Source organism: Halomonas borealis, assembly GCF_004798905.1.
Taxonomy (GTDB): Bacteria; Pseudomonadota; Gammaproteobacteria; order Pseudomonadales; family Halomonadaceae; genus Halomonas; species Halomonas borealis.
In genome coordinates, this window is record NZ_SDMO01000011.1 from 94,065 (window position 1) to 113,657 (window position 19,593).

The 19,593-nt window shown below is 66.5% G+C and carries 20 protein-coding genes; 17 read left to right on the top strand and 3 right to left on the bottom strand.

Annotated features, from left to right (window positions below):
• Positions 1 to 71: 71 nt before the first annotated feature.
• The 13 genes from proB to ETC07_RS11880 all read left to right on the top strand — a co-directional run bounded on the left by proB (position 72) and on the right by ETC07_RS11880 (position 12,808).
• On the top strand, positions 72 to 1,211 hold the full coding sequence (proB, locus tag ETC07_RS11820) for a glutamate 5-kinase (protein ID WP_136248724.1): 1,140 nt from the start codon (positions 72 to 74) through the stop codon (positions 1,209 to 1,211).
• A 221-nt stretch (positions 1,212 to 1,432) separates the two neighbouring features.
• Positions 1,433 to 1,699, top strand: coding sequence for a 30S ribosomal protein S20 (rpsT, locus tag ETC07_RS11825; protein WP_136248725.1), 267 nt, complete (start codon positions 1,433 to 1,435; stop codon positions 1,697 to 1,699).
• Positions 1,700 to 1,908: 209 nt separating this feature from the next.
• Entirely contained in the window at positions 1,909 to 3,405 is a 1,497-nt protein-coding gene (gene murJ, locus ETC07_RS11830) for a murein biosynthesis integral membrane protein MurJ (RefSeq protein WP_438590663.1), read from the top strand.
• A gap of 79 nt (positions 3,406 to 3,484) precedes the next feature.
• A complete protein-coding gene (ribF, locus tag ETC07_RS11835; RefSeq protein WP_136248727.1) occupies positions 3,485 to 4,507 on the top strand; it encodes a bifunctional riboflavin kinase/FAD synthetase in 1,023 nt (340 codons plus the stop codon).
• A gap of 10 nt (positions 4,508 to 4,517) precedes the next feature.
• Positions 4,518 to 7,352, top strand: coding sequence for an isoleucine--tRNA ligase (ileS, locus tag ETC07_RS11840; protein WP_136248728.1), 2,835 nt, complete (start codon positions 4,518 to 4,520; stop codon positions 7,350 to 7,352).
• 10 nt (positions 7,353 to 7,362) lie between these two features.
• Positions 7,363 to 7,884, top strand: a complete 522-nt coding sequence (gene lspA / locus ETC07_RS11845; RefSeq protein ID WP_136248729.1) for a signal peptidase II — start codon at positions 7,363 to 7,365, stop codon at positions 7,882 to 7,884.
• 31 nt (positions 7,885 to 7,915) lie between these two features.
• Complete coding sequence (fkpB, locus tag ETC07_RS11850; protein WP_136248730.1) at positions 7,916 to 8,371, top strand: FKBP-type peptidyl-prolyl cis-trans isomerase; 456 nt, start codon at positions 7,916 to 7,918, stop codon at positions 8,369 to 8,371.
• A gap of 155 nt (positions 8,372 to 8,526) precedes the next feature.
• A complete protein-coding gene (gene ispH / locus ETC07_RS11855; RefSeq protein WP_136248731.1) occupies positions 8,527 to 9,495 on the top strand; it encodes a 4-hydroxy-3-methylbut-2-enyl diphosphate reductase in 969 nt (322 codons plus the stop codon).
• Between the two features lie 259 nt (positions 9,496 to 9,754).
• The gene (locus ETC07_RS16005) at positions 9,755 to 10,171 is read left to right on the top strand and encodes a type IV pilin protein (RefSeq protein WP_276605510.1); all 417 of its coding nucleotides are present in this window, start codon (positions 9,755 to 9,757) and stop codon (positions 10,169 to 10,171) included.
• 2 nt (positions 10,172 to 10,173) lie between these two features.
• A complete protein-coding gene (locus tag ETC07_RS11865; protein ID WP_136248732.1) occupies positions 10,174 to 10,623 on the top strand; it encodes a GspH/FimT family pseudopilin in 450 nt (149 codons plus the stop codon).
• The gene (pilV, locus tag ETC07_RS11870; protein ID WP_240724632.1) at positions 10,620 to 11,039 is read left to right on the top strand and encodes a type IV pilus modification protein PilV; all 420 of its coding nucleotides are present in this window, start codon (positions 10,620 to 10,622) and stop codon (positions 11,037 to 11,039) included. Before ETC07_RS11865 ends, pilV begins: the two co-directional genes overlap by 4 nt.
• A complete protein-coding gene (locus tag ETC07_RS15790) occupies positions 11,026 to 11,760 on the top strand; it encodes a PilW family protein (RefSeq protein ID WP_136248734.1) in 735 nt (244 codons plus the stop codon). The genes pilV and ETC07_RS15790 overlap by 14 nt, the downstream gene beginning before the upstream one ends.
• Before the next feature lie 16 nt (positions 11,761 to 11,776).
• On the top strand, positions 11,777 to 12,808 hold the full coding sequence (locus ETC07_RS11880; RefSeq protein WP_136248735.1) for a pilus assembly PilX family protein: 1,032 nt from the start codon (positions 11,777 to 11,779) through the stop codon (positions 12,806 to 12,808).
• A 125-nt stretch (positions 12,809 to 12,933) separates the two neighbouring features.
• Here ETC07_RS11880 and ETC07_RS11885 read toward each other — a convergent pair whose 3' ends face one another.
• The gene (locus ETC07_RS11885; RefSeq protein WP_136248736.1) at positions 12,934 to 13,497 is read right to left on the bottom strand and encodes a GspH/FimT family pseudopilin; all 564 of its coding nucleotides are present in this window, start codon (positions 13,495 to 13,497) and stop codon (positions 12,934 to 12,936) included.
• 97 nt (positions 13,498 to 13,594) lie between these two features.
• On the opposite strand from ETC07_RS11885, the gene thiO reads away from it, so the two are divergent.
• On the top strand, positions 13,595 to 14,698 hold the full coding sequence (gene thiO / locus ETC07_RS11890) for a glycine oxidase ThiO (RefSeq protein WP_168709219.1): 1,104 nt from the start codon (positions 13,595 to 13,597) through the stop codon (positions 14,696 to 14,698).
• A gap of 24 nt (positions 14,699 to 14,722) precedes the next feature.
• Here thiO and ETC07_RS11895 read toward each other — a convergent pair whose 3' ends face one another.
• Positions 14,723 to 14,980, bottom strand: a complete 258-nt coding sequence (locus ETC07_RS11895; RefSeq protein ID WP_136248738.1) for a PP0621 family protein — start codon at positions 14,978 to 14,980, stop codon at positions 14,723 to 14,725.
• A 99-nt stretch (positions 14,981 to 15,079) separates the two neighbouring features.
• On the opposite strand from ETC07_RS11895, the gene ETC07_RS11900 reads away from it, so the two are divergent.
• The gene (locus ETC07_RS11900) at positions 15,080 to 16,711 is read left to right on the top strand and encodes an NAD+ synthase (protein ID WP_136248739.1); all 1,632 of its coding nucleotides are present in this window, start codon (positions 15,080 to 15,082) and stop codon (positions 16,709 to 16,711) included.
• A 105-nt stretch (positions 16,712 to 16,816) separates the two neighbouring features.
• On the opposite strand, the gene ETC07_RS11905 is transcribed toward ETC07_RS11900, so the two are convergent.
• Complete coding sequence (locus ETC07_RS11905; RefSeq protein WP_136248740.1) at positions 16,817 to 17,629, bottom strand: outer membrane protein assembly factor BamD; 813 nt, start codon at positions 17,627 to 17,629, stop codon at positions 16,817 to 16,819.
• A gap of 150 nt (positions 17,630 to 17,779) precedes the next feature.
• On the opposite strand from ETC07_RS11905, the gene rluD reads away from it, so the two are divergent.
• Complete coding sequence (rluD, locus tag ETC07_RS11910) at positions 17,780 to 18,739, top strand: 23S rRNA pseudouridine(1911/1915/1917) synthase RluD (RefSeq protein ID WP_136248741.1); 960 nt, start codon at positions 17,780 to 17,782, stop codon at positions 18,737 to 18,739.
• A 10-nt stretch (positions 18,740 to 18,749) separates the two neighbouring features.
• Entirely contained in the window at positions 18,750 to 19,505 is a 756-nt protein-coding gene (gene pgeF, locus ETC07_RS11915) for a peptidoglycan editing factor PgeF (RefSeq protein ID WP_136248742.1), read from the top strand.
• Positions 19,506 to 19,593 lie beyond the last annotated feature (88 nt).

The window sequence follows — 19,593 nt, forward strand, 5'->3', positions numbered from 1 at the left end:
TGTCGGCATGTGGCCTGCTTGCACGGCATGCGTGGGTCCGATGAGGTCGAGTCGTATCAAGGACGGCGAAGATGGCGAAAGGTGAAGAGGTCCCGGGTCGCGACGCTCTGACAGGCATGCGGCGGGTGGTAGTGAAAATCGGCAGCGCCCTGCTGACCAACGATGGTCGTGCCCTCGATGAGGCCGCCATCGGTGGTTGGGTCGATCAGATCGCCGCCCTGCACCGGCGTGGCATCGAGGTGGTGCTGGTGTCGTCTGGCGCCGTGGCCGCGGGCATGGCGCGCCTGGGCTGGCAGACGCGCCCTACCGAGGTGCATGCCCTGCAGGCCGCCGCCGCCGTGGGCCAGAACGGGCTCACCGAGTGTTATGAGGGCCACTTCGGCCGCCACCGGTTGACCACCGCCCAGGTGTTGTTGACCCACGACGACCTCTCCAATCGCAAGCGTTACCTCAACGCGCGTTCCGCGCTGCGCACCCTGGTCGAGCTGGGTGTCGTGCCGGTGGTCAACGAGAACGACACCGTGGTCACCGATGAGATCCGCTTCGGCGACAACGACACCCTGGGAGCCCTGGTGGCCAACCTGCTCGAGGCCGATGCACTGGTCATCCTCACCGACCAGGAGGGGTTGTTCGATGCCGATCCGCGAAACGATCCGCGGGCCCGGCTGATCGACGAGGGGCGCGCCGACGATCCGCGGCTGGCCGCGGTGGCCGGCGACGGCGGTGCCCTGGGGCGCGGCGGCATGACCACCAAGGTGCGTGCCGCCCGCCTGGCGGCACGCTCCGGGGCGTTGACCGTGATCGCCAGCGGTCGCCAGCCCGAGGTGCTCTCGCGGCTGGTCGACGGCGAACGGCTCGGCACCCTGCTGACCCCCGCCCAGGCGCCGATCGCGGCGCGCAAGCGCTGGCTGGCCGGCCAGCTCCAGGTGCGCGGCACCCTGACCCTGGATGCCGGCGCGGTGAAGGTGCTGCGTGACAGTGGTTCCAGCCTGCTGCCGGTCGGCGTCAAGGCGATCGCCGGGCGTTTCGTGCGTGGCGAGATGGTGTTGTGCGTGGACGAGGAGGGGCGTCGGGTGGCCAAGGGGCTGGTCAACTATGGCGTCGACGAGGCGCAGCGCCTGCTCGGCCAGCCGAGCCATCGCATCGAGGCGCTCCTCGGTTACATGGAGGCGCCGGAGCTGATTCACCGCGACAATCTCGTGATGCTCTAGCGCCGCTGTGGCGGGGTGTCGGCCCTTGACAAGGCTGGCAAGCGCCTCGGCTGCATGATAGGATGCGCCATCCTCTCAGACACGGCCCGTAAGCGATTGCGCCTTTCGGTGCGGTCGGCCAGATGGCCAGACCGACAGGAAATCTTATTTTCCCTGTTGGATCAAAATGTTATCAAAACCGCTCTAGCAGGCGGTGACAACTTTCTCCAAGGAGACAGTCAGTGGCTAACACCAAGCAAGCCCGCAAGCGCGCCCGTCAGGCAGAAGACCGTCGTGTCCGTAACGCCAGCCAGCGCAGCATGGTTCGCACTTACATCAAGAACGTGGTCAAGGCCATCAACGGCGGCGACCATGCTCAGGCCATGGACAGCTTCAAGCGCGCCCAGCCGGTCATCGACCGCATCGCCGACAAGGACGCGCTGTCCAAGAAGAAGGCCGCTCGCATCAAGAGCCGCCTGAACAAGCGTATCAAGGCACTGGCCGCGTAAGCTCGCCGGACGCCTATGGGTGCCCGCCAGGCGCGGGCATGCCATCGAAAAACCGGCTACGGCCGGTTTTTTTGTGCCTGACGATTCCCGGTATGATCCGCACCGGAAGGGAGCGCCCCGTGACCGATTCCACCCCACAGCCCGCCTCCGACACCCCGCCGGCCCCCAAGGGCGGCGGCTTGCTGCGCTCGGGGCTGGTGGTCAGCACCATGACCATGCTCTCGCGGGTGCTGGGGCTGGCCCGCGATGTGGTGATCGCCGCGCTGCTGGGGGCGGGGCAGGGCGCCGATGCCTTCTTCGTGGCCTTCAAGGTGCCCAACTTCCTGCGCCGGCTGTTCGCCGAGGGCGCCTTCAATCAGGCCTTCGTGCCGGTGCTCTCGGAGTACGCGACCCAGCGTACCCGCGAGGAGGTGCGTGAGCTGCTCGATGCGGTGGCCGGCAGCCTCGCCGCCGTGCTGCTGTTGATCACGGCGCTGGCCATGCTGGCCGCGCCCTGGCTGGTGTGGCTGTTCGCCCCCGGCTTCGCGCGCGACCCCGAGAAGCTGGCGTTGACCGCCGACATGCTGCGGCTGACCTTTCCGTACCTGCTGTTGATCTCGCTGACCGCCTTCGCCGGCAGCGTGCTCAATACCTGGAATCGCTTCGCCGTGCCGGCCTTCACGCCGGTGCTGCTCAACCTGTCGTTGATCGGCGCGGCGCTGCTGCTGACGCCGCTGGTCAGTGAGCCATCCCTGGCGCTCGCCTGGGGGGTGCTGATCGCCGGTGCCGCCCAGCTGCTCTTCCAGGTGCCCTTCCTGGCACGGCTGGGGCTGATCCCCAGGCCCTGGCCACACTTCGCCCATGACGGTGTGCGACGCATCCTCAGGCTGATGGCACCGGCGTTGTTCGGCGTCTCGGTATCACAGATCAACCTGCTGCTGGATACCGTGCTGGCCTCGCTGCTGGCGGCGGGCAGCGTCTCCTGGCTCTATTACTCGGATCGCCTGGTGGAGCTGCCGCTGGGGGTGTTCGGCATCGCCATCGGCACGGTGATCCTGCCGGCGCTGTCCAAGCGTCACGCCGAGCAGTCCGGAGAGCACTTCGCGCGGATGCTCGACTGGGCGATCCGCGCCGTGCTGTTGCTGGGGCTGCCGGCGGCGCTGGCGCTGGCGCTGCTGGCCGAACCGCTGCTGATCACGCTGTTCCACTACGGCGCCATGACCGATCATGATATCGCCATGGCGGCGATGAGCCTGCGGGCCTATGCCCTGGGGCTGGTGGCCTTCATGCTGATCAAGGTGCTGGCGCCGGGCTTCTTTGCCCGCCAGGATACCAAGACGCCGGTCAAGATCGGGATCGTGGCGATGGTCGCCAACATGGTCTTCAACCTGATCCTGATCTGGCCGCTGGCCCACGCGGGGCTGGCCCTGGCCACGGCGCTGTCGGCCTTTCTGAATGCCGGCCTGCTGGGTCTCCTGCTGCGCCGTGAGGGTGTGCTGCGCTTCCAGCCGGGATGGGGCCGCTATGCCGTGCAGCTGTTTGGTGGCTGCGCGGTCATGGGGGTGGGGCTGGCCTGGTTGACGCCCGAGTGGCAGGCCTGGCTCGATTGGTCGCTGTGGCGTCGGGTCGGTTGGTTGGCCGCGCTGGTGGTCGCCGGGGCGGGTGCCTACTTCGCCTGGCTGGTGGCCCTCGGCGTGCGACCGCGGCATTTTCGGATCAACGGCTGATGGCCAAGCCGGGTCGGCTGTCAAGGGGCCCTCGGTCCGTTATAATCGAGCATCTTTCACCTCCAGCGCGATGACGCCCATGCAAGTGATTCGAGGACTGCACAACCTGCGCGAGGAACACCGGGGCTGCGTGGCGACCATCGGCAACTTCGATGGTGTGCACCGCGGCCATCAGGCGATCCTCGATCAGCTGCGCGAGCGGGCACGAACGCTGGGCTTGCCGGTCACGGTGGTGGTCTTCGAGCCCCAGCCCCGCGAGTTCTTCGCCGGCGCTCAGGCGCCGCCGCGGCTGAGCCGGCTGCGCGACAAGGTCGAGCGGCTGGCCGCCCATGGTGCCGATCGGGTGTTGTGCCTGCCGTTCAACGACACGCTACGCTCGCTGACCGCACGGGCCTTCATCGAGCGGGTGATGGTCGAGGGGCTCGGTGTGCGCCACCTGGTGGTCGGCGACGACTTCCGCTTCGGCTGCGATCGGCGCGGCGACTTCGCGCTGCTGGAGACGGTGGGCCGCGAGCGGGGCTTCGAGGTGGAGCATACCCGCAGCTTCCTGCTCGATGGCGAGCGGGTCTCGAGTACCCGCGTGCGCACCCTGCTGGCCTGTGGCAACTTCGCCCAGGCCGCGCGCCTGCTAGGGCGTCCCTATCGGCTCGCCGGCCGGGTGGTGCGTGACCGCCAGCTCGGGCGCACCATCGGGGTGCCCACCGCCAACCTGCCGCAGTCGGCCCGCACCCTGGCGTTACAGGGCGTCTACGCGGTCATCGCCGAGCTGCCCGATGGCCGCCGCCTGGCCGGTGTGGCCAATGTCGGTTGGCGGCCCACGGTGGGTAGCCAGCGGCCGGTGCTCGAGGTGCACCTGTTCGACTTCGACGACGACCTCTACGGCCAGACCCTGCGCGTGCTGCCCTGCGCCAAGCTGCGCGGTGAGGTGAAGTTCGATGGCCTCACGGCCCTCAAGGCGCAGATCGGCGACGATCAGGCGCGGGCGCGGGGCTTCTTCGCCACGGCGGACGATTCTCTTCCTCTGGCATCGGCGCCGTTGGCGCGCGAGGCCGTGACTTCCGATTCCTCGGCGGGCCAGCCCGCCGACCACGACGACGGCTGACCCCCAGGATATGAGCGACTACAAGCACACTCTGAACCTGCCAGAAACCGCCTTCCCCATGCGCGGCATGCTGCCCAAGCGTGAGCCCGCGCGGGTGGCTCAGTGGCAACAGCTGGACCTCTATCGGCGGCTGCGCGAGGCGCGCCAAGGGCGCGAGGTCTTCGTGCTCCACGATGGCCCCCCCTATGCCAATGGCAGCATCCACATCGGTCACGCCGTCAACAAGATCCTCAAGGACATCATCGTCAAGTCCAAGAACCTGGCCGGGTTCGACGCGCCCTATGTGCCGGGCTGGGACTGCCATGGCCTGCCGATCGAGCACAAGGTAGAGACCACCCACGGCAAGCATCTGGCGGCCGATCAGGCCCGTGGACTGTGTCGCGAATATGCCGCCGAGCAGATCCAGGGCCAGCTGTCCGACTTCGTGCGCCTGGGCGTGATCGGCGATTGGGACAGCCCCTACCGCTCCATGGACTACGCCAACGAGGCCGGTGAGATCCGTGCCCTGGCCGACATGGTCGAGGGCGGCTACGTGTTCAAGGGCCTGAAGCCGGTGAACTGGTGCTTCGACTGCGGCTCGGCGTTGGCCGAGGCCGAGGTGGAGTATGCCGACAAGAAGTCCGAGGCCATCGACGTGGCCTTCGCCTGTGCCGAGGACGACAAGCTGGCCGCGGCCTTCGGCCTCGCGAGCCTGCCCAAGTCGGCGGCGGTGGTGATCTGGACCACCACGCCCTGGACGATCCCGGCCAACCAGGCGCTGAACGTGCACCCCGAGTTCACCTATGCGCTGGTCGACACCGGCGACCGCCTGTTGCTGCTGGCCGAGGATCTGGTGGTGTCCTGCCTCGAGCGCTTCGGCCTGGAGGGCGAGATCATCGCCACCGCCACCGGCGAGCGCCTGGAGCGAGTCGAGTTCGCCCACCCGATCTATGATCGCCGTGCCCCGATCTTCCTGGCCGACTACGTGACGATCGACGAGGGCAGCACCGGCATCGTGCACTCGGCGCCGGTCCACGGCGTCGACGACTTCGACTCCTGCCGCCGCTACGGCATGGATTTCAGCGACTTCATCAGCGTGGTCAAGGGCGACGGCGTGTATGTCGATGACCTGCCGTTCTTCGGCGGCCAGCTGATCTGGAAGGCCAACCCGCAGATCGTCGCCAAGCTCCGTGAGCTGGGGGCGTTGATGGATCACAAGACCATCAACCACAGCTACATGCATTGCTGGCGCCACAAGACGCCGGTGATCTATCGCGCCACCGCCCAGTGGTTCGTCGGCATGGACCTGACCGGCCGCGATGGCCGCACCCTGCGTGAGAAGGCGCTGGAAGGCATCGAGGGCACCGCCTTCACCCCCGGCTGGGGCCAGGCACGGCTGCACTCGATGATCGCCAATCGCCCCGACTGGTGCATCTCGCGCCAGCGTAACTGGGGCGTGCCGATCCCGTTCTTCCTGCACAAGCAGACCGGTGAGCTGCATCCGCGTACCGTCGAGCTGGTGGAGAGCGTGGCCAGCCGCGTCGAGGCCGAGGGCATCGACGCCTGGTTCCGCCTCGAGCCGGCGGAGCTGCTGGGCGGCGAGGCCGCCGACTACGAGAAGGTCACCGATACCCTGGACGTGTGGTTCGACTCCGGCACCACCCACCGCCATGTGCTGCGCGGCTCGCACCCGCATGGTCACGCCGAGGGGCCGATCGCCGATCTGTACCTGGAAGGCTCGGATCAGCACCGCGGCTGGTTCCATTCCTCGCTGCTGACCGGCTGCGCCATCGACGGCCATCCGCCTTACCGGGGGCTGCTGACCCATGGCTTCACCGTGGATGCCCATGGCCGCAAGATGTCCAAGTCGATGGGCAACGTGGTGGCGCCGCAGGAGGTGATGGACAAGCTGGGCGCCGACATCCTGCGCCTGTGGGTCGCCTCCACCGACTACGGCGGCGAGATGGCGGTCTCCGACGAGATCCTCAAGCGCACCGCCGATGTCTATCGTCGCATCCGCAACACCTCGCGGTTCCTGTTGGCCAACCTCAATGGTTTCGAGCCGAGCCGCGATGCGGTGGCGTTCGATGAGATGCTGGCCCTGGACCGGTGGGTCGTCGACCGCGCCGCCCAGCTGCAGGCCCGCATCGAGACCGCCTACGAAGAGTACCGCTTCCTCGATGTCTACCAGCAGGTGCACGGTTTCTGTGCCCGCGAGCTGGGTGGCTTCTATCTGGATGTGATCAAGGACCGCCAGTACACCACCCAGGCCGATTCGCTGGCCCGGCGCAGCGCCCAGACCGCGCTCTACCACGTGGTCGAGGCGCTCGTGCGCTGGGTGGCGCCGATCCTCTCCTTCACCGCCGAGGAGATCTTCGAGCACATCCCGGGCAAGCGTGCGGAGAGCGTGCTGCTCGAGGAGTACTACTCCGGGCTCGAGACCCTGGACGACTCGGCCGAGATGGGACGCGGCTTCTGGGAACGGGTGCTGGAGATCAAGCAGGCCGTCAACAAGTGCCTGGAAGACGCGCGCAACGCCAAGGCCATCAAGGGTAGCCTGGCCGCCGAGGTCACTCTCTACGTGGATGATGCCCTGCAGGCGACGCTGGCCAAGCTCGGCGACGAGCTGCGCTTCGTGATGCTGACCAGCGAGGTCCACCTGGCGCCGCTGGCGGCGGGCGAAGGCGCCGAGGCCACCGAGCTGGAGGGCCTGAAGGTCGCGGTCGCGGCGAGCCTGCATACCAAGTGCGAGCGCTGCTGGCACCATCGCGAGGACGTCGGCACCCACCAGGGGCACGACGATCTCTGCGGCCGCTGCGTGAGCAACCTGCCGGATGGCTCCGGCGAGACCCGTCATTATGCGTGAGGTGGGCACCATGCCCGAGATTCCCGAGGGCGCCGAGACGGCGCCCATGCACAAGCCGCTGCGCTGGTTGTGGCTAGCCGTGGCCTGGGTCGTGTTGGACCTGGGCAGCAAGGCGCTGGCCTCCGGCATGCTCGACTATGCCCGGCCGCTCGAGGTGCTGCCGTTCTTCAACCTGACGCTGCTGCACAATACCGGCGCGGCCTTCAGCTTCCTGGCCGACCACCCGGGCTGGCAGCGTTGGCTGTTCGCGGCCATCGCGGTGGCCGCGAGCATCGGCCTGACGCTGTGGATGAAGCGCTTGAAGGCGAGCGAGCGTCTGCTGGCGGTATCGCTGGCGCTGATCATCGGCGGTGCGCTTGGCAACCTCTACGACCGGCTGGTGCACGGCTACGTGGTGGATTTCCTCTCCTTCCACGCCGCCGGCTGGTACTACCCGGCCTTCAATGTCGCGGACATCGGCATCACCCTGGGCGCCATCGGGCTGATCTGGGAGTCGACCATCGGCGAGCGCCGCCGGGCGCGGCGCGCCTGACGCGACCTTCACGACCGTTTCGAGAGAATCTATGAGCGATATACAAGGCCTGAGCATCGACGAGGGCATGGAAATCACCCTGCACTTCACCCTCAAGCTGGAAGATGGCACCCAGGTGGACTCGACCCGCGACAAGGCGCCGGCGACCTTCCAGTTGGGTGACGGCAACCTGCCGCCGGGTTTCGAACAGCCGATCAAGGGAATGAGCGCGGGCGAGTCCGGTAGCTTCGCGATCACCCCGGAGCACGCTTTCGGCCAGCACAACCCGCAGAATATTCAGGTCATCAAGCGTGAGGACTTCACCAGCGAGGACCCCGAGGAAGGCATGGTGATGTCCTTCGCCGATGCGGCCGGCGGCGAGCTGCCCGGCGTGATCAAGAGCGTCGACGACGAGCGTGTCGAGGTGGACTTCAATCATCCCCTGGCGGGGCGTACCCTGACCTTCGAGGTCGAGGTGATCGAGGTCAAGCCGGCCACCACCCACTAGGAAAATACTGATTTCCTGCCGCTCGGTCCTGTGCTCCGACGGCAGCCAGCCTTTCTTCGCTCGCGACGGAAGTCAGCACTTTCCGGCTTGTGATGACACGGCTGGGGCTGTCCTCGGCGGTTAAACGATGCCAACGCATCAAGGCAAGGCAACCTATGCAAGCTAATTCTGTGCAGATCAAACTGGCCAATCCGCGTGGCTTCTGTGCCGGCGTCGATCGCGCCATCGATATCGTCAACAGCGCGCTGGATGTCTTCGAGCCGCCCATCTACGTGCGCCACGAGGTGGTGCACAATCGCTTCGTGGTCGACAGCCTGCGGGAGCGAGGGGCGGTCTTCGTCGAGGAGCTCGATGAGGTGCCCGACGACGTGATCGTCATCTTCTCCGCCCATGGCGTGTCCCGCGCCGTGCAGGAAGAAGCCGAGCGGCGTGGCCTCAAGATCTTCGATGCCACCTGCCCGCTGGTGACCAAGGTGCACATGGAAGTGCTGCGCTATGCGCGCCACGGCCAGGAATGCATCTTGATCGGCCACCAGGGGCATCCCGAGGTCGAGGGCACCATGGGGCGCTATGACACCTCGCATGGCGGGCACATCTACCTGGTCGAAGACGAGGATGACGTGGCGAGGCTCGAGGTGAAGGACCCGAGCCGAATCGCCTTCGTCACCCAGACCACGCTGTCCATGGACGATACCGCCCGGGTGATCGATGCCCTGCGCGACAAGTTCCCCGAGATCCAGGGGCCGCGCAAGGACGATATCTGCTACGCGACCCAGAACCGTCAGGACGCGGTGCGCGAGCTGGCCGCGGGCAGCGACCTGCTGCTGGTGGTGGGCAGCACCAACAGCTCCAACTCCAATCGTCTGCGAGAGCTCTCCGAGCGGATGGGCACCTCGGCCTACCTGATCGACAACGCCGAACAGCTCGATCCCGCCTGGTTCGAGGGCGTGAACGTGGTGGGCGTGACCGCCGGGGCCAGCGCCCCCGAGGTGCTGGTGAAGGGCGTGATCGAACGGTTGCAGGAGCTGGGCGCACAAGCGCCCGAGGAGCTCGCCGGTCGCGAGGAGACGATCACCTTCTCCATGCCCCGTGAGTTGCGCGAGCGGGTGATCGCCAGCGAGTGATGCGCCCGTGAGTGAGCGCCTTGGACACCGCCATCGCCCCGCGATGGCGGTGTTTTTGTGCATGGGTGCGTCCCGGCAGGGGCGCTGGCGATGCTCCGCCGATGGCACGACCTTGGGCGCAGGGCGTGAGCCCGAAGCCCCATGAACCTCAGGCGTCAACATGAGATGGGGCTATCGGATGCACGCTCCATGGGCCCTATCAGGGAGGTGCGGTCTTGGGACATACTGAAACGACATATCACCAGGCAGGGCAGTGAGTGTGACTCAGGCCAGACACCAAGAAGCGGCTCGCCACCTGCCGCCGGGGCGGAGAGTGCGAGGCTTCACGCTGATCGAGCTGATCATCGTCGTGGCGATCATCGCCATCCTGGCGGCCATCGCCTACCCCCGCTATACGGGCTACGTGGAGCGCTCGCGAGTCACGGATGGGCAGGCGGGGCTGATGCAAGCCGCCGGGGAAATGGAGCGCTGTTATACCCAGCGTTATGCGTATGAGGCGTCGTGCCTACAGACGACGGCCTCGCCCGACGGGGTGTATCCCACGATCGAGTTCGAGGGTGAGCCCGGGAGCACCTTCACGCTGCAGGCCACGGGCGGCAAGCGGGTTTCCTCTGGCTGCCAGACCCTATGGGTGAAAAGCGATGGCAGCCGTGGCCCCGAGGCCTGCTGGGATTGAGCATGCGGGAATCGTCAGGCTTCACGTTGATCGAGCTGCTGGTGACGCTTGCCGTGGTCGTGATCCTGGCCACCGTGGCGCTGCCGGGCTTCCAGCATATGCTGGCCGACAATCGTGTGCGGTCCGGCTATAACGAGGTGCTCGTCGGGTTGAATGTCGCCCGGAGCGAGGCGATCAAGCGACGCCAGGCGGTGACCTTCGAGATGGCGGATGCCGCGTCCTGGGGGTATCGAGTGACAGTGGAAGACACTTCTGAGCCGCTGCGTGTGCGGCGTGCCGGAGATGGCATGTTAACGGTGGACGATGAGGATTTCGCGGTGACGTTCGACGCCCTGGGCAAGGCCACCAACTGCACCTCCGGCTGCCGCCTGACCCTGATGCGTTCGGGGGCCGACGCGCGGGTGGTCGGCGTGAGCCCGCTGGGGCGTGTCGGCCGAGGCTCGTCATCATGAGCTCGCGAGGATTTACCCTGATCGAGGCGCTGGTGGCGTTACTGGTGCTCTCCATCGGCCTGCTGGGTATCGCCGCGATGCAGCTCAAGTCCCTGCAGGGCGCTCATGCCGCCTATCAGCGCTCCATCGCCAGCCTGGCGGCACAGGATGCGCAGGAAAGGCTCTGGGCCGGGCTGGCCGAATCCGGAAGCCTGACATGTCCCGCTGAAGGTGAGGTCAATGGCCCCGCCGGGACATGGCATGCGCAGTGGGAAACCTTCCTGCCGGGGCTCGATCCAGCGCCCCTCGAGTCATCGGGTGAGTGTGAGTTCGATCTGACGCTGACATGGGAGGATGAGCGCTTTGCGGGTGAGGCGGCGCCAGCGCTGACCTATACCATCAGGCTACCAGAGGGGGCGGGCGGTGCAGAAGAATAAGGGCTTCTCGCTGGTCGAGCTGATGGTCGCCATGGTCATCGGCCTGATCATCATTCTTGGCGCCGGCCAGCTTTTCCTGACGGTGTTTCAGACCCATCGACAGGTGGAACGGCTGGGCGAGAAACAGGCGGCGGTGAACTTCGCCGCCGAGAGCCTGTTGAGGGACGTCAGGCGAGCGCATCATGACCCTGGTGGTGATCCATGGAAGGACGCTAGCGGCACGCTCGAGCTGAGTGTTCCCAATCGCTCCGATGTCGGGAGCTCGGGCTGTTCCGAGGGTGCCCCGGTCAAGAAACAATATAGTTTACGTTCGAGTGCCGAGACCGGCGAAGCCTTCTTGCATGTCGAGGTTAGCTGTAATGACAAGGTCGCTTACGATGACGATGTCGTCGGAGGTTTTTTCGGCGATGGTGAGGGCGGCGATACCCCCGGGTTCGAGGTTGATGACGCGGAATGGCCCGATGATGGCGTTTTACGGATCACGTTTCGTTTGATGGCGACGGATGGGTCCCGCAAGTTTGAGGCTTTGACATTCTCAGCGGTGAATCGTACGGCGGCGGTGGCGAGCGGCCTTGGGGATAGCGATCATGGCGGCGGTGACGGCGGTGACGGCGGTGACGGCGGTGACGGCGGTGACGGCGGTGATAGCGGTGACGGCGATGATAACGACGATGACGGTGTGTGCGCGTGGCCTCCTCCCCTGAGTTGGTTTTTGTGCTGATGCGGAGGGGAAGTCGATGAGACGCAGGCAGCAAGGTGCCGCCTTGGTTGTGGTTCTCTCGCTATTGACGATGTCGCTGATGCTGGGGGTGACGAGTATGCAGTCGTCCATGATCGATGAGCGGTTGGCGGGTAATTATCGGGCGCAGTCCGAAGCACAGATGGCCGCCGAGTATGGTGGATCCGCCGAATTCCCGGGTTCCGCTAGTCATGGTAAGGGTGTTTCTTGTGCCGATGCGGCAGAGTATCCCAATGCAAATGTCGGGCTGGAAGAGTGGGGCGATGAAAGGAGTGCGGGGGCAGAAGGTGTTTATTACAGGAGCCTTACCTGCACCAACTCAGAGGGGCGAGACGTCCAGCTGTTCATGGGCTATGTAAGGCCTGGAGATGTGATTATTGCTCATCGCTTCTTGATGGTGGGCGAGGGGGCGGAAGATGAGGCCGGTGTGCCATTCCCCGATGGTATCTTTGATTATGCGATCCTTTCGGGTGGTCCTTACACGATGAATCCTGCCTCGTCGGTCTCGGGAGAGTCGAAGATGAATGCCGGCACGCACAATGTGCCCGATCCTAGGTCTCGACACCCCGCAGACCCTACCCGGACAGGATTTATTGATGAGGTGAAAGCCAAACTTGCCTCGGGGGATGGGGCGGTTGTCGAGAGCTGTGACTCGAGTTTTTCGCGGGGAGCGGCCAGCATCGTGTTTTGTGATGGTGTCTTCGAGGGAGACGTCGACTCCCGGCTCGATGGAATGACGGTCGTGGCGGATGGCAGTTTAGGGGGAAAGAAAGGGCTGAAGGTCAAGGGAGATGTCGCGGCGTCGTTTGTCTCCAGTGGTGAGATACGTTTCAAGGGTTTCGGAAATAAAGAGATAAGCGGGCTGATCTGGGCGAGTGGTAGCATCAGCCTCTCGGGAAGGTCCAATATCTCAGGCAGTATTGTTTCCAATGGGGCGATTGCCTTCAATGGTAGAACCGAGGTGACAGGCGGGGAGCCGGACGAACCGGGCGAAGTCGAGAGTGGAGGCATGCTGTGGGAGCCCATGTGAAGGCGGGCCTCATGCACGTCCCGGCCGCGAGGCCGTCCCCTCTAAACGAATCGTAGCGCGGGGTGCTATTCCTGGCGGGAAGTTCGAGGGATGCTCCGGTGAAGCATCGGGTCAGCAGGCCGGGTTCAGCACTCCGGCCTATCGGGTTCGATACGCACTCGCCCCATGTTGCTGAGAATGACCTTGGCGCCCTCATCCTGCCTGCCGCACAGCCGGAAGGTGCCGTTATACCCTGAGGCGCGCCCCAGCGCCGCGTAGCGGACCGGGCGGTCATCGTTGCGATAGGTCAGGGCCGGCAGGTGACTCTCGCCGAACGTCCGTATCAATTCATCGCCGGGCTTCCCCTGCCCATCGAAGAGGGCCAGGGTCGTTAGCCAGGCCTGGCCATCGGCATCGTCATCGAGCGCGCACTGGGCCATGTCCTCGCTGGGGCACAGGGTGACGGTGTGTCGGCGGGTGATGGCGACACTACGCGTCATGGCGAGTGCCGTCTTCAGCCGCATCACCTCGACGGCGACCTCGTTGCGCGCCATGAGCCGCTGGAAGCCGGGCACGGCCACGGTGACCAGGATCACGACCACCGCGAGTGTCACCAGCAGCTCGATCAGGGTGAAGCCGGTGTCGGTGGGCTTTGGCCATCCTCCGGTCTTCTCGGTAAGGTGTTGAGCTTGGGTGGCGCCGGGTGCCATGTCGCCCTCCCGGGAGAACTCTCGGTTTGCTTCACGGTACCCGTTTACTATCGATCAGGCGCCTTATTCCTTCCGTCAGTCAACTCGGACACGTTTCGTGAGCGATTTCCTCGTCGTGGGCGGGGGCGTCATCGGCATGATGACGACCCTGCAACTGGCCGATGCCGGCCATGCTGTCACCCTTCTCGAACGCGGCCGCTGTGGCCGTGAAGCCTCCTGGGCGGGGGGCGGCATCGTCTCACCGCTCTACCCCTGGCGCCATTCGGCCCCCATCTCGCGCCTCGCGAGCTGGTCGGAGGGCAGCTATCCGGCGCTGGCCCTGCGCCTGTGCGAGGAGACCGGGATAGACCCGGAGTACCGCCAGAAAGGGCTGCTCTACCTGAGTGTGGCCGACGAGGCCCAGGCCATGGGCTGGGCCCGAGAGGTGGGCAAGCCGTTGGAACGGGTTTCCTCCAGCTTTCTCTATGCCAAGGAGCCGCAGGTCGCCCCGGGCCTCGAGGAGGCGCTGTGGATGCCGACCCTGGGCAGCCTCCGCAACCCGCACCTCGGCCAGGCGCTGCGCCGTCGGCTCGAAGACATGCCTCGTGTCACGCTGCGTGAAGGCTGCGAGGTCACGGGCTTTCGTGGGGCCGAAGGCCGCGTGACGGGCGTCGAGACCTCGGAGGGCCCCGTCGCGGGCGCACGCACGATCGTCTGCGGTGGCGCCTGGGCGGCGGGGCTGCTCGAGCGGGCCGGCGTCGCGCTGCCGATCCGCCCGGTGAAGGGGCAGATGATCCTGTTCAAGGCGCCGCCGGGGCTGGTGAAGCGGGTCGTGCTGCGGGATGGTCGCTATGTGATTCCTCGCGCCGATGGTCGCGTGCTGGCCGGCTCGACCCTCGAGGAACGCGGCTTCGACAAGACGCCGGACGATGACGCGCGGGCGTCATTGCGGGAGTCGGCGATCGGGATCGTGCCGGCGCTGGCCGAATGCGAGATCGAGCATCACTGGGCGGGGCTGCGCCCGGGGTCGCCAGACGGGGTGCCATTCATCGGCCCGGCGCCGGGCGTGGAAGGGCTCTACGTCAATGCCGGCCACTATCGCAATGGCCTGGTGCTGGCCCCGGCCTCGACGCACCTGTTGGTCGATGAACTGCTGGGCCGCGAGCCGATCCTCGATCCGATGCCGTATCGCCTTGAGACGCGACTGGCGGCTTCGAGGTAAGCATGCGGCCCGTCGGGCGCGCCTTCAGTCTTCGCGCCGGCGTTCTTGCAGGAACTTGTCGCGGTGGTCGGTGGAGCAGAACCATTCGCCACGTTCGCGCAGGGCGTCGTTTTCCGGGAGGTGGACCCGACACCAGGCGCAGCGCACCATCTGCCCGCCCTGTTGGGAGGGCTGGGCGTTGTCTTCGCGTTCGAGCTTCCATTCGCGATACATGCGATAGAGCTTGAGGCCGGCGAAGAACAGCACGGCGAAGATGATCAGCCGGATCAGCAAGAGGTTCATCCTTAAGCGCTCCCTGTAGCGTATCGACCGCCTTTGCCACTCGACCGCCCTTGCGGGACAATGCGGGTATCCATGGATTCTCGAGAGATTTCTACGCCCATGCAAGACCTAACGCTGGTGATGGCTCAGTTGGACCCCCTGGTGGGGGACATTCCTGGCAACACCGACCGGGCCATCGAGACGGTTCGCGAGGCGCGCATCGAGCATGGTGCCGATATCGTCGTGTTGCCCGAATTGTTCCTGACCGGCTATCCACCGGAGGATCTGCTGCTGCGCCCCTCCATGGAGACGCGCCTGCGCGAGGCGCGGGCGCGAATGGCCGAGAAGATGTCCCGCGACGTGATGGTGATCGTCGGCTATCCGGGCCGCCGCGAGGGGCAGAACTGGAACCTGGCCGGCGTGCTCTACAACGGCGAATGGCTCGATGAGTACGCCAAGCAGGCGTTGCCCAACTATGAGGTGTTCGACGAGCAGCGCTACTTCGCCGTGGGTACCCGGCCGCTGGTGATCGAGCACAAGGGCGCGGCGCTGGGCATCCTGATCTGCGAGGACATCTGGGACGAGACGCCGGTTCAGCAGGCACGGGAGGCCGGGGCCGAGGTGCTGGTCACGCTCAATGCCTCGCCCTTCCACCAGGACAAGCCCACCGAGCGCCTGGCGTTGCTCGAGCAGCGCGCCCGGGAGGTGTCGCTGCCGATCGTCTACGTCAATCAGATCGGCGGCCAGGATGAGCTGGTGTTCGACGGCGGCTCGGCCTGTGTCGACGCCGACGGCCAGCTGCGGGTGCAGGCCCCGCATTGGGCGGTGGGGCTGATGCCGGTGCAGTTCGTGCGCGAGCAGTCGCGCTGGGTGCCTCAGGCCGGCGAGGTCGACGAATCGGTCGAGCCGGAGGAAGACCTCTACTGCGCGTTGGTCACCGGGCTGCGCGACTACGTCAACAAGAGCGGCTTTCAGGGTGTGGTGCTGGGGCTCTCCGGCGGCATCGACTCGGCGCTGTCGCTGGCCATCGCGGTGGATGCGCTGGGCCCGCAGCGCGTGCATGCGGTGATGATGCCGTATCACTACACCGCCGACATCTCCAAGCAGGATGCCGCCTCCCAGGCCGAGCTGCTCGGGGTGGACTACGAGGTGATGCCTATCGAGCCGATGGTTGAGTCGTTCATGTCGACCCTGGCCGAGAGCTTCGCCGGTACCGAGCGTGACACCACCGAGGAGAACCTGCAGTCGCGCTGCCGCGGCGTGCTGCTGATGGCGATCTCCAACAAGAAGGGCCTGATGGTGCTCACCACCGGCAACAAGAGCGAGATGGCGGTGGGCTACGCGACCCTCTATGGCGACATGGTGGGGGGGTACAATGCCATCAAGGACGTGTACAAGACCTGGGTCTATCGCCTGGCACGCTGGCGCAACACCCAGTCGCCGGCGATCCCCGAGCGGGTCATCGAGCGGCCGCCGACCGCCGAGCTGGCGCCGGACCAGCAGGACAGCGATTCGCTGCCGGACTACGACGACCTGGATGCCATCCTGATGGCCTACATCGAGGGCGACATGAGCGCCGAGGCGATCATCGACGCCGGCTTCGAGCGTGAGGATGTCTACAGGGTCGTGCGGTTGGTCGATCGCTGCGAGTACAAGCGGCGCCAGGCGCCGGTGGGCGTGCGGGTGACCCGCCGCGGCTTCGGGCGTGACCGTCGCTACCCGATCGTCAATGGCTGGCAGCCGGGGGAGTAAGCCCTCCGGGCGGCGCTTAGCGGCAAACGCCGAGCGACAAGAAACCCCGAAGGCGTCGGCCTTCGGGGTTTCTTTATGCGTCGAGCGGTTTCATGCAGCAGCTTGTCAGGCGCTGATCGGGTCCGCCTTGACGTATTGAGGATCGAAGGTGCGGCCATCGAGCCGCGGGTGGTCCGGGGCGTTGTCGATCAGCACCCGCAGGGTCTCCTGGGCGCGCTCACCCATGTCGAGCCCGACGTAACCCTCGACCATCGTCGCCAGCGCATCGCGGGTGGCCTGCGCCTCGGGGTAGTGCTCGATGACCCAGCGGCCGCGTTCCACGGCGGCCAGGTAGGCGCCCTTGCGCAGATAGAAGTCGGCCACCTGAAGCTCGTGGCGGGCCAGCAGGTTGCGCAGGTAGACGATGCGCTGCTCGGCATCCGGCGCGTACTGGCTGTCGGGGAAGCGCTGGACCAGCTCGCGGAAGTCGGAATAGGCATCGCGAGTGGCGCCCAGGTCACGCTTGGAGATGTCGATCAGCTTGAGCCCTTCGAGGCTGAAGCGTCCCGCCTGCCAGGCGGACAGGCCGCGCAGGTAATAGGCGTAGTCGACCTGGGCGTGATCCGGGTGCAGGCGAATGAAGCGGCTGGCCGCGGCCCGGGCCTTCTCCCAGTCGTTGGTCTCGTAGTAGGCGTAGATCAACTCCAGCTGGGCCTGCTCGGCGGTGTCGCCGAACGGGAAGCGGGTGTCGATGGCCTCGAGCCGGTTGACGGCGGTGGTGAAGCGCCCGCCTTCCAGCGCCGAGCGCCCCTCGTCGTAGAGCTGACGCTCCTGCAGGTCCGGGGCTTCCTGCTCTTCGGCGGTGCTGGCACAGCCGGCCAGCAGGGCGCTCGCCAGCAACATGACGGCCAGGCGGGGTCCGGTCGTGATAACGCGCATCGTGATCCTCGTGTCAAACAACCCTGGGTGGCCGTGCTAGAATCGGCCCGAATTCGCCCACTATAAAGCACCTCGTGGCAAAACGCAGTCACCGTACCGCGTGCACTGTCGCGAAGCGCTCCACCGCCCAGACGGATGATCATCGAGTCCATGTCCCAGACCTTCGAAGCCCAGCACCGCGTCCCCGAGCACATGGCCGGCCTGCGCCTCGACCAGGCCGCCGCCGACCTCTTCTCCGACTTCTCCCGGGAACGCCTCAAGGCCTGGATCAAGGACGGCGCCCTGACCCTGGATGGCCGCCCGGCCAAGCCCCGCGACAAGGTCCATGGCGGTGAGGCCGTGGCGCTGACCGCGGTGGTCGAGGACGACGCTCGCTTCGAGCCTCAGGACATTCCCCTGGAGGTGGTGTTCGAGGACGACGAGGTGCTGGTGATCAACAAGCCGCCCGGCCTGGTGGTGCACCCGGCCGCCGGCAACCCCGATGGCACCCTGCTCAATGGCCTGCTGCATTACTGCCCCACGCTTGCCACCGTGCCGCGGGCCGGCATCGTCCATCGCCTGGACAAGGACACCAGCGGGCTGATGGTCGTGGCCAAGACCCTGGCCGCGCAGACCGCGCTGGTGGAGCAGCTGCAGGCGCGAACCGTGTCCCGCGAGTATGACGCCGTGTCGGTCGGGGTGATGACCGCCGGCGGGCGCGTGGAGGCGGCCATCGGCCGCCACCCTAAGGATCGCAAGCGTCAGGCGGTGACGGCGTCCGGCAAGCCGGCGGTGACGCGCTATCGGGTGGTGGAGCGCTTCCGCGCTCACACTCATGTGCGCTGCAAGCTCGAAACCGGGCGCACCCACCAGATCCGCGTGCACCTGTCGCACCTGCGCTATCCGCTGATCGGCGATCCGGTCTATGGCGGGCGCCTGAAGCTGCCGGCCGGGGCCGGGGAGACGCTCAAGGAGGTGCTGCGCGAGTTCCCTCGCCAGGCCCTGCATGCCCGCAAGCTGGCCTTCGTGCATCCGGCCAGTGGCGAGACCCTGACCTTCCGCGCGCCGTTGCCGGATGACATGCTGATGCTGCTGGACTTCCTGCGCGAAGACCGCGAGACCCGACGCTGAGGAAACCGCGATGAGCGATGCCTTCGACCTGCGCCCGACCCTGATCCGTCCCGACTGGCCGGCGCCGGCGTCGGTGGCGGCCTGCGTCACCACGCGCGAGACCGGGCCCAGCCAGGGGCGCTTCGCCGCCTTCAATCCGGCGCAGCATGTCGGGGATAACAGCGCCCATGTGGGGTTATGCCGTCGGCAGCTGCACAAGGAGATCGGCGACGCTCGGCCGCTGCTATGGCTCGACCAATCCCACGGCGCCCGGGTCCAGTCGGAGTACGTCGAGGCCCCGCCGGAGGCCGATGCGTCGGTGGCCTTCGACCGGGGGCATGCCTGCGTGGTGCTGACCGCCGACTGCCTGCCGGTGTTCTTCTGCGACCAGGATGGCCGGCGGGTCGGCGTGGCCCATGCCGGCTGGCGGGGGCTGGCCGGTGGCGTGCTGGAGGCGACGGTGGCCGCCATGGGGGCGCCACCCGAGTCGCTGATGGCCTGGCTGGGGCCGGCGATCTCCAACGCCCAGTTCGAGGTCGGCCGCGAGGTGCGCGAGGCCTTCGTCGCCGTACAGCCCGAGGCCGCCGAGGCCTTCGTGCCGAGCCCCTACCGGCTGGGGCATTACATGGGCGACCTTTACAAGCTGGCGCGGCTACGCCTCGAGCGGTTGGGGCTCGCCCATATCAGTGGCGGCCACTTCTGCACCGCCTGCGAATCGCGTTTCTATTCCTACCGCCGCGACGATGGTGTCACCGGCCGCATGGCCAGCATGATCTGGCTCAGATGAGTCGCGGCGACGCTTGCCTTCGATCCCACCTACGCTTTCCCTGGTCGGCGACTTGAAAGCCGGCCACCCCGGCGCCATCTAAGATGTC

Bases quoted from the DNA above. Each gene is read 5' to 3' on its own strand.
- pilV (WP_240724632.1), top strand. From the start codon at position 10,620: ATGAGCTCGCGAGGATTTACCCTGATCGAGGCGCTGGTGGCGTTACTG.
- rluD (WP_136248741.1), top strand. From the start codon at position 17,780: ATGTCCCAGACCTTCGAAGCCCAGCACCGCGTCCCCGAGCACATGGCC.
- pgeF (WP_136248742.1), top strand. From the start codon at position 18,750: ATGAGCGATGCCTTCGACCTGCGCCCGACCCTGATCCGTCCCGACTGG.
- ETC07_RS11905 (WP_136248740.1), bottom strand. From the start codon at position 17,629: ATGCGCGTTATCACGACCGGACCCCGCCTGGCCGTCATGTTGCTGGCG.
- ETC07_RS11885 (WP_136248736.1), bottom strand. From the start codon at position 13,497: ATGGCACCCGGCGCCACCCAAGCTCAACACCTTACCGAGAAGACCGGA.
- proB (WP_136248724.1), top strand. From the start codon at position 72: ATGGCGAAAGGTGAAGAGGTCCCGGGTCGCGACGCTCTGACAGGCATG.
- ispH (WP_136248731.1), top strand. From the start codon at position 8,527: ATGCAAGCTAATTCTGTGCAGATCAAACTGGCCAATCCGCGTGGCTTC.
- ETC07_RS11895 (WP_136248738.1), bottom strand. From the start codon at position 14,980: ATGAACCTCTTGCTGATCCGGCTGATCATCTTCGCCGTGCTGTTCTTC.
- fkpB (WP_136248730.1), top strand. From the start codon at position 7,916: ATGAGCGATATACAAGGCCTGAGCATCGACGAGGGCATGGAAATCACC.
- murJ (WP_438590663.1), top strand. From the start codon at position 1,909: ATGACCATGCTCTCGCGGGTGCTGGGGCTGGCCCGCGATGTGGTGATC.
- ribF (WP_136248727.1), top strand. From the start codon at position 3,485: ATGCAAGTGATTCGAGGACTGCACAACCTGCGCGAGGAACACCGGGGC.
- ileS (WP_136248728.1), top strand. From the start codon at position 4,518: ATGAGCGACTACAAGCACACTCTGAACCTGCCAGAAACCGCCTTCCCC.
- ETC07_RS11900 (WP_136248739.1), top strand. From the start codon at position 15,080: ATGCAAGACCTAACGCTGGTGATGGCTCAGTTGGACCCCCTGGTGGGG.
- ETC07_RS11865 (WP_136248732.1), top strand. From the start codon at position 10,174: ATGCGGGAATCGTCAGGCTTCACGTTGATCGAGCTGCTGGTGACGCTT.
- ETC07_RS11880 (WP_136248735.1), top strand. From the start codon at position 11,777: ATGAGACGCAGGCAGCAAGGTGCCGCCTTGGTTGTGGTTCTCTCGCTA.
- lspA (WP_136248729.1), top strand. From the start codon at position 7,363: ATGCCCGAGATTCCCGAGGGCGCCGAGACGGCGCCCATGCACAAGCCG.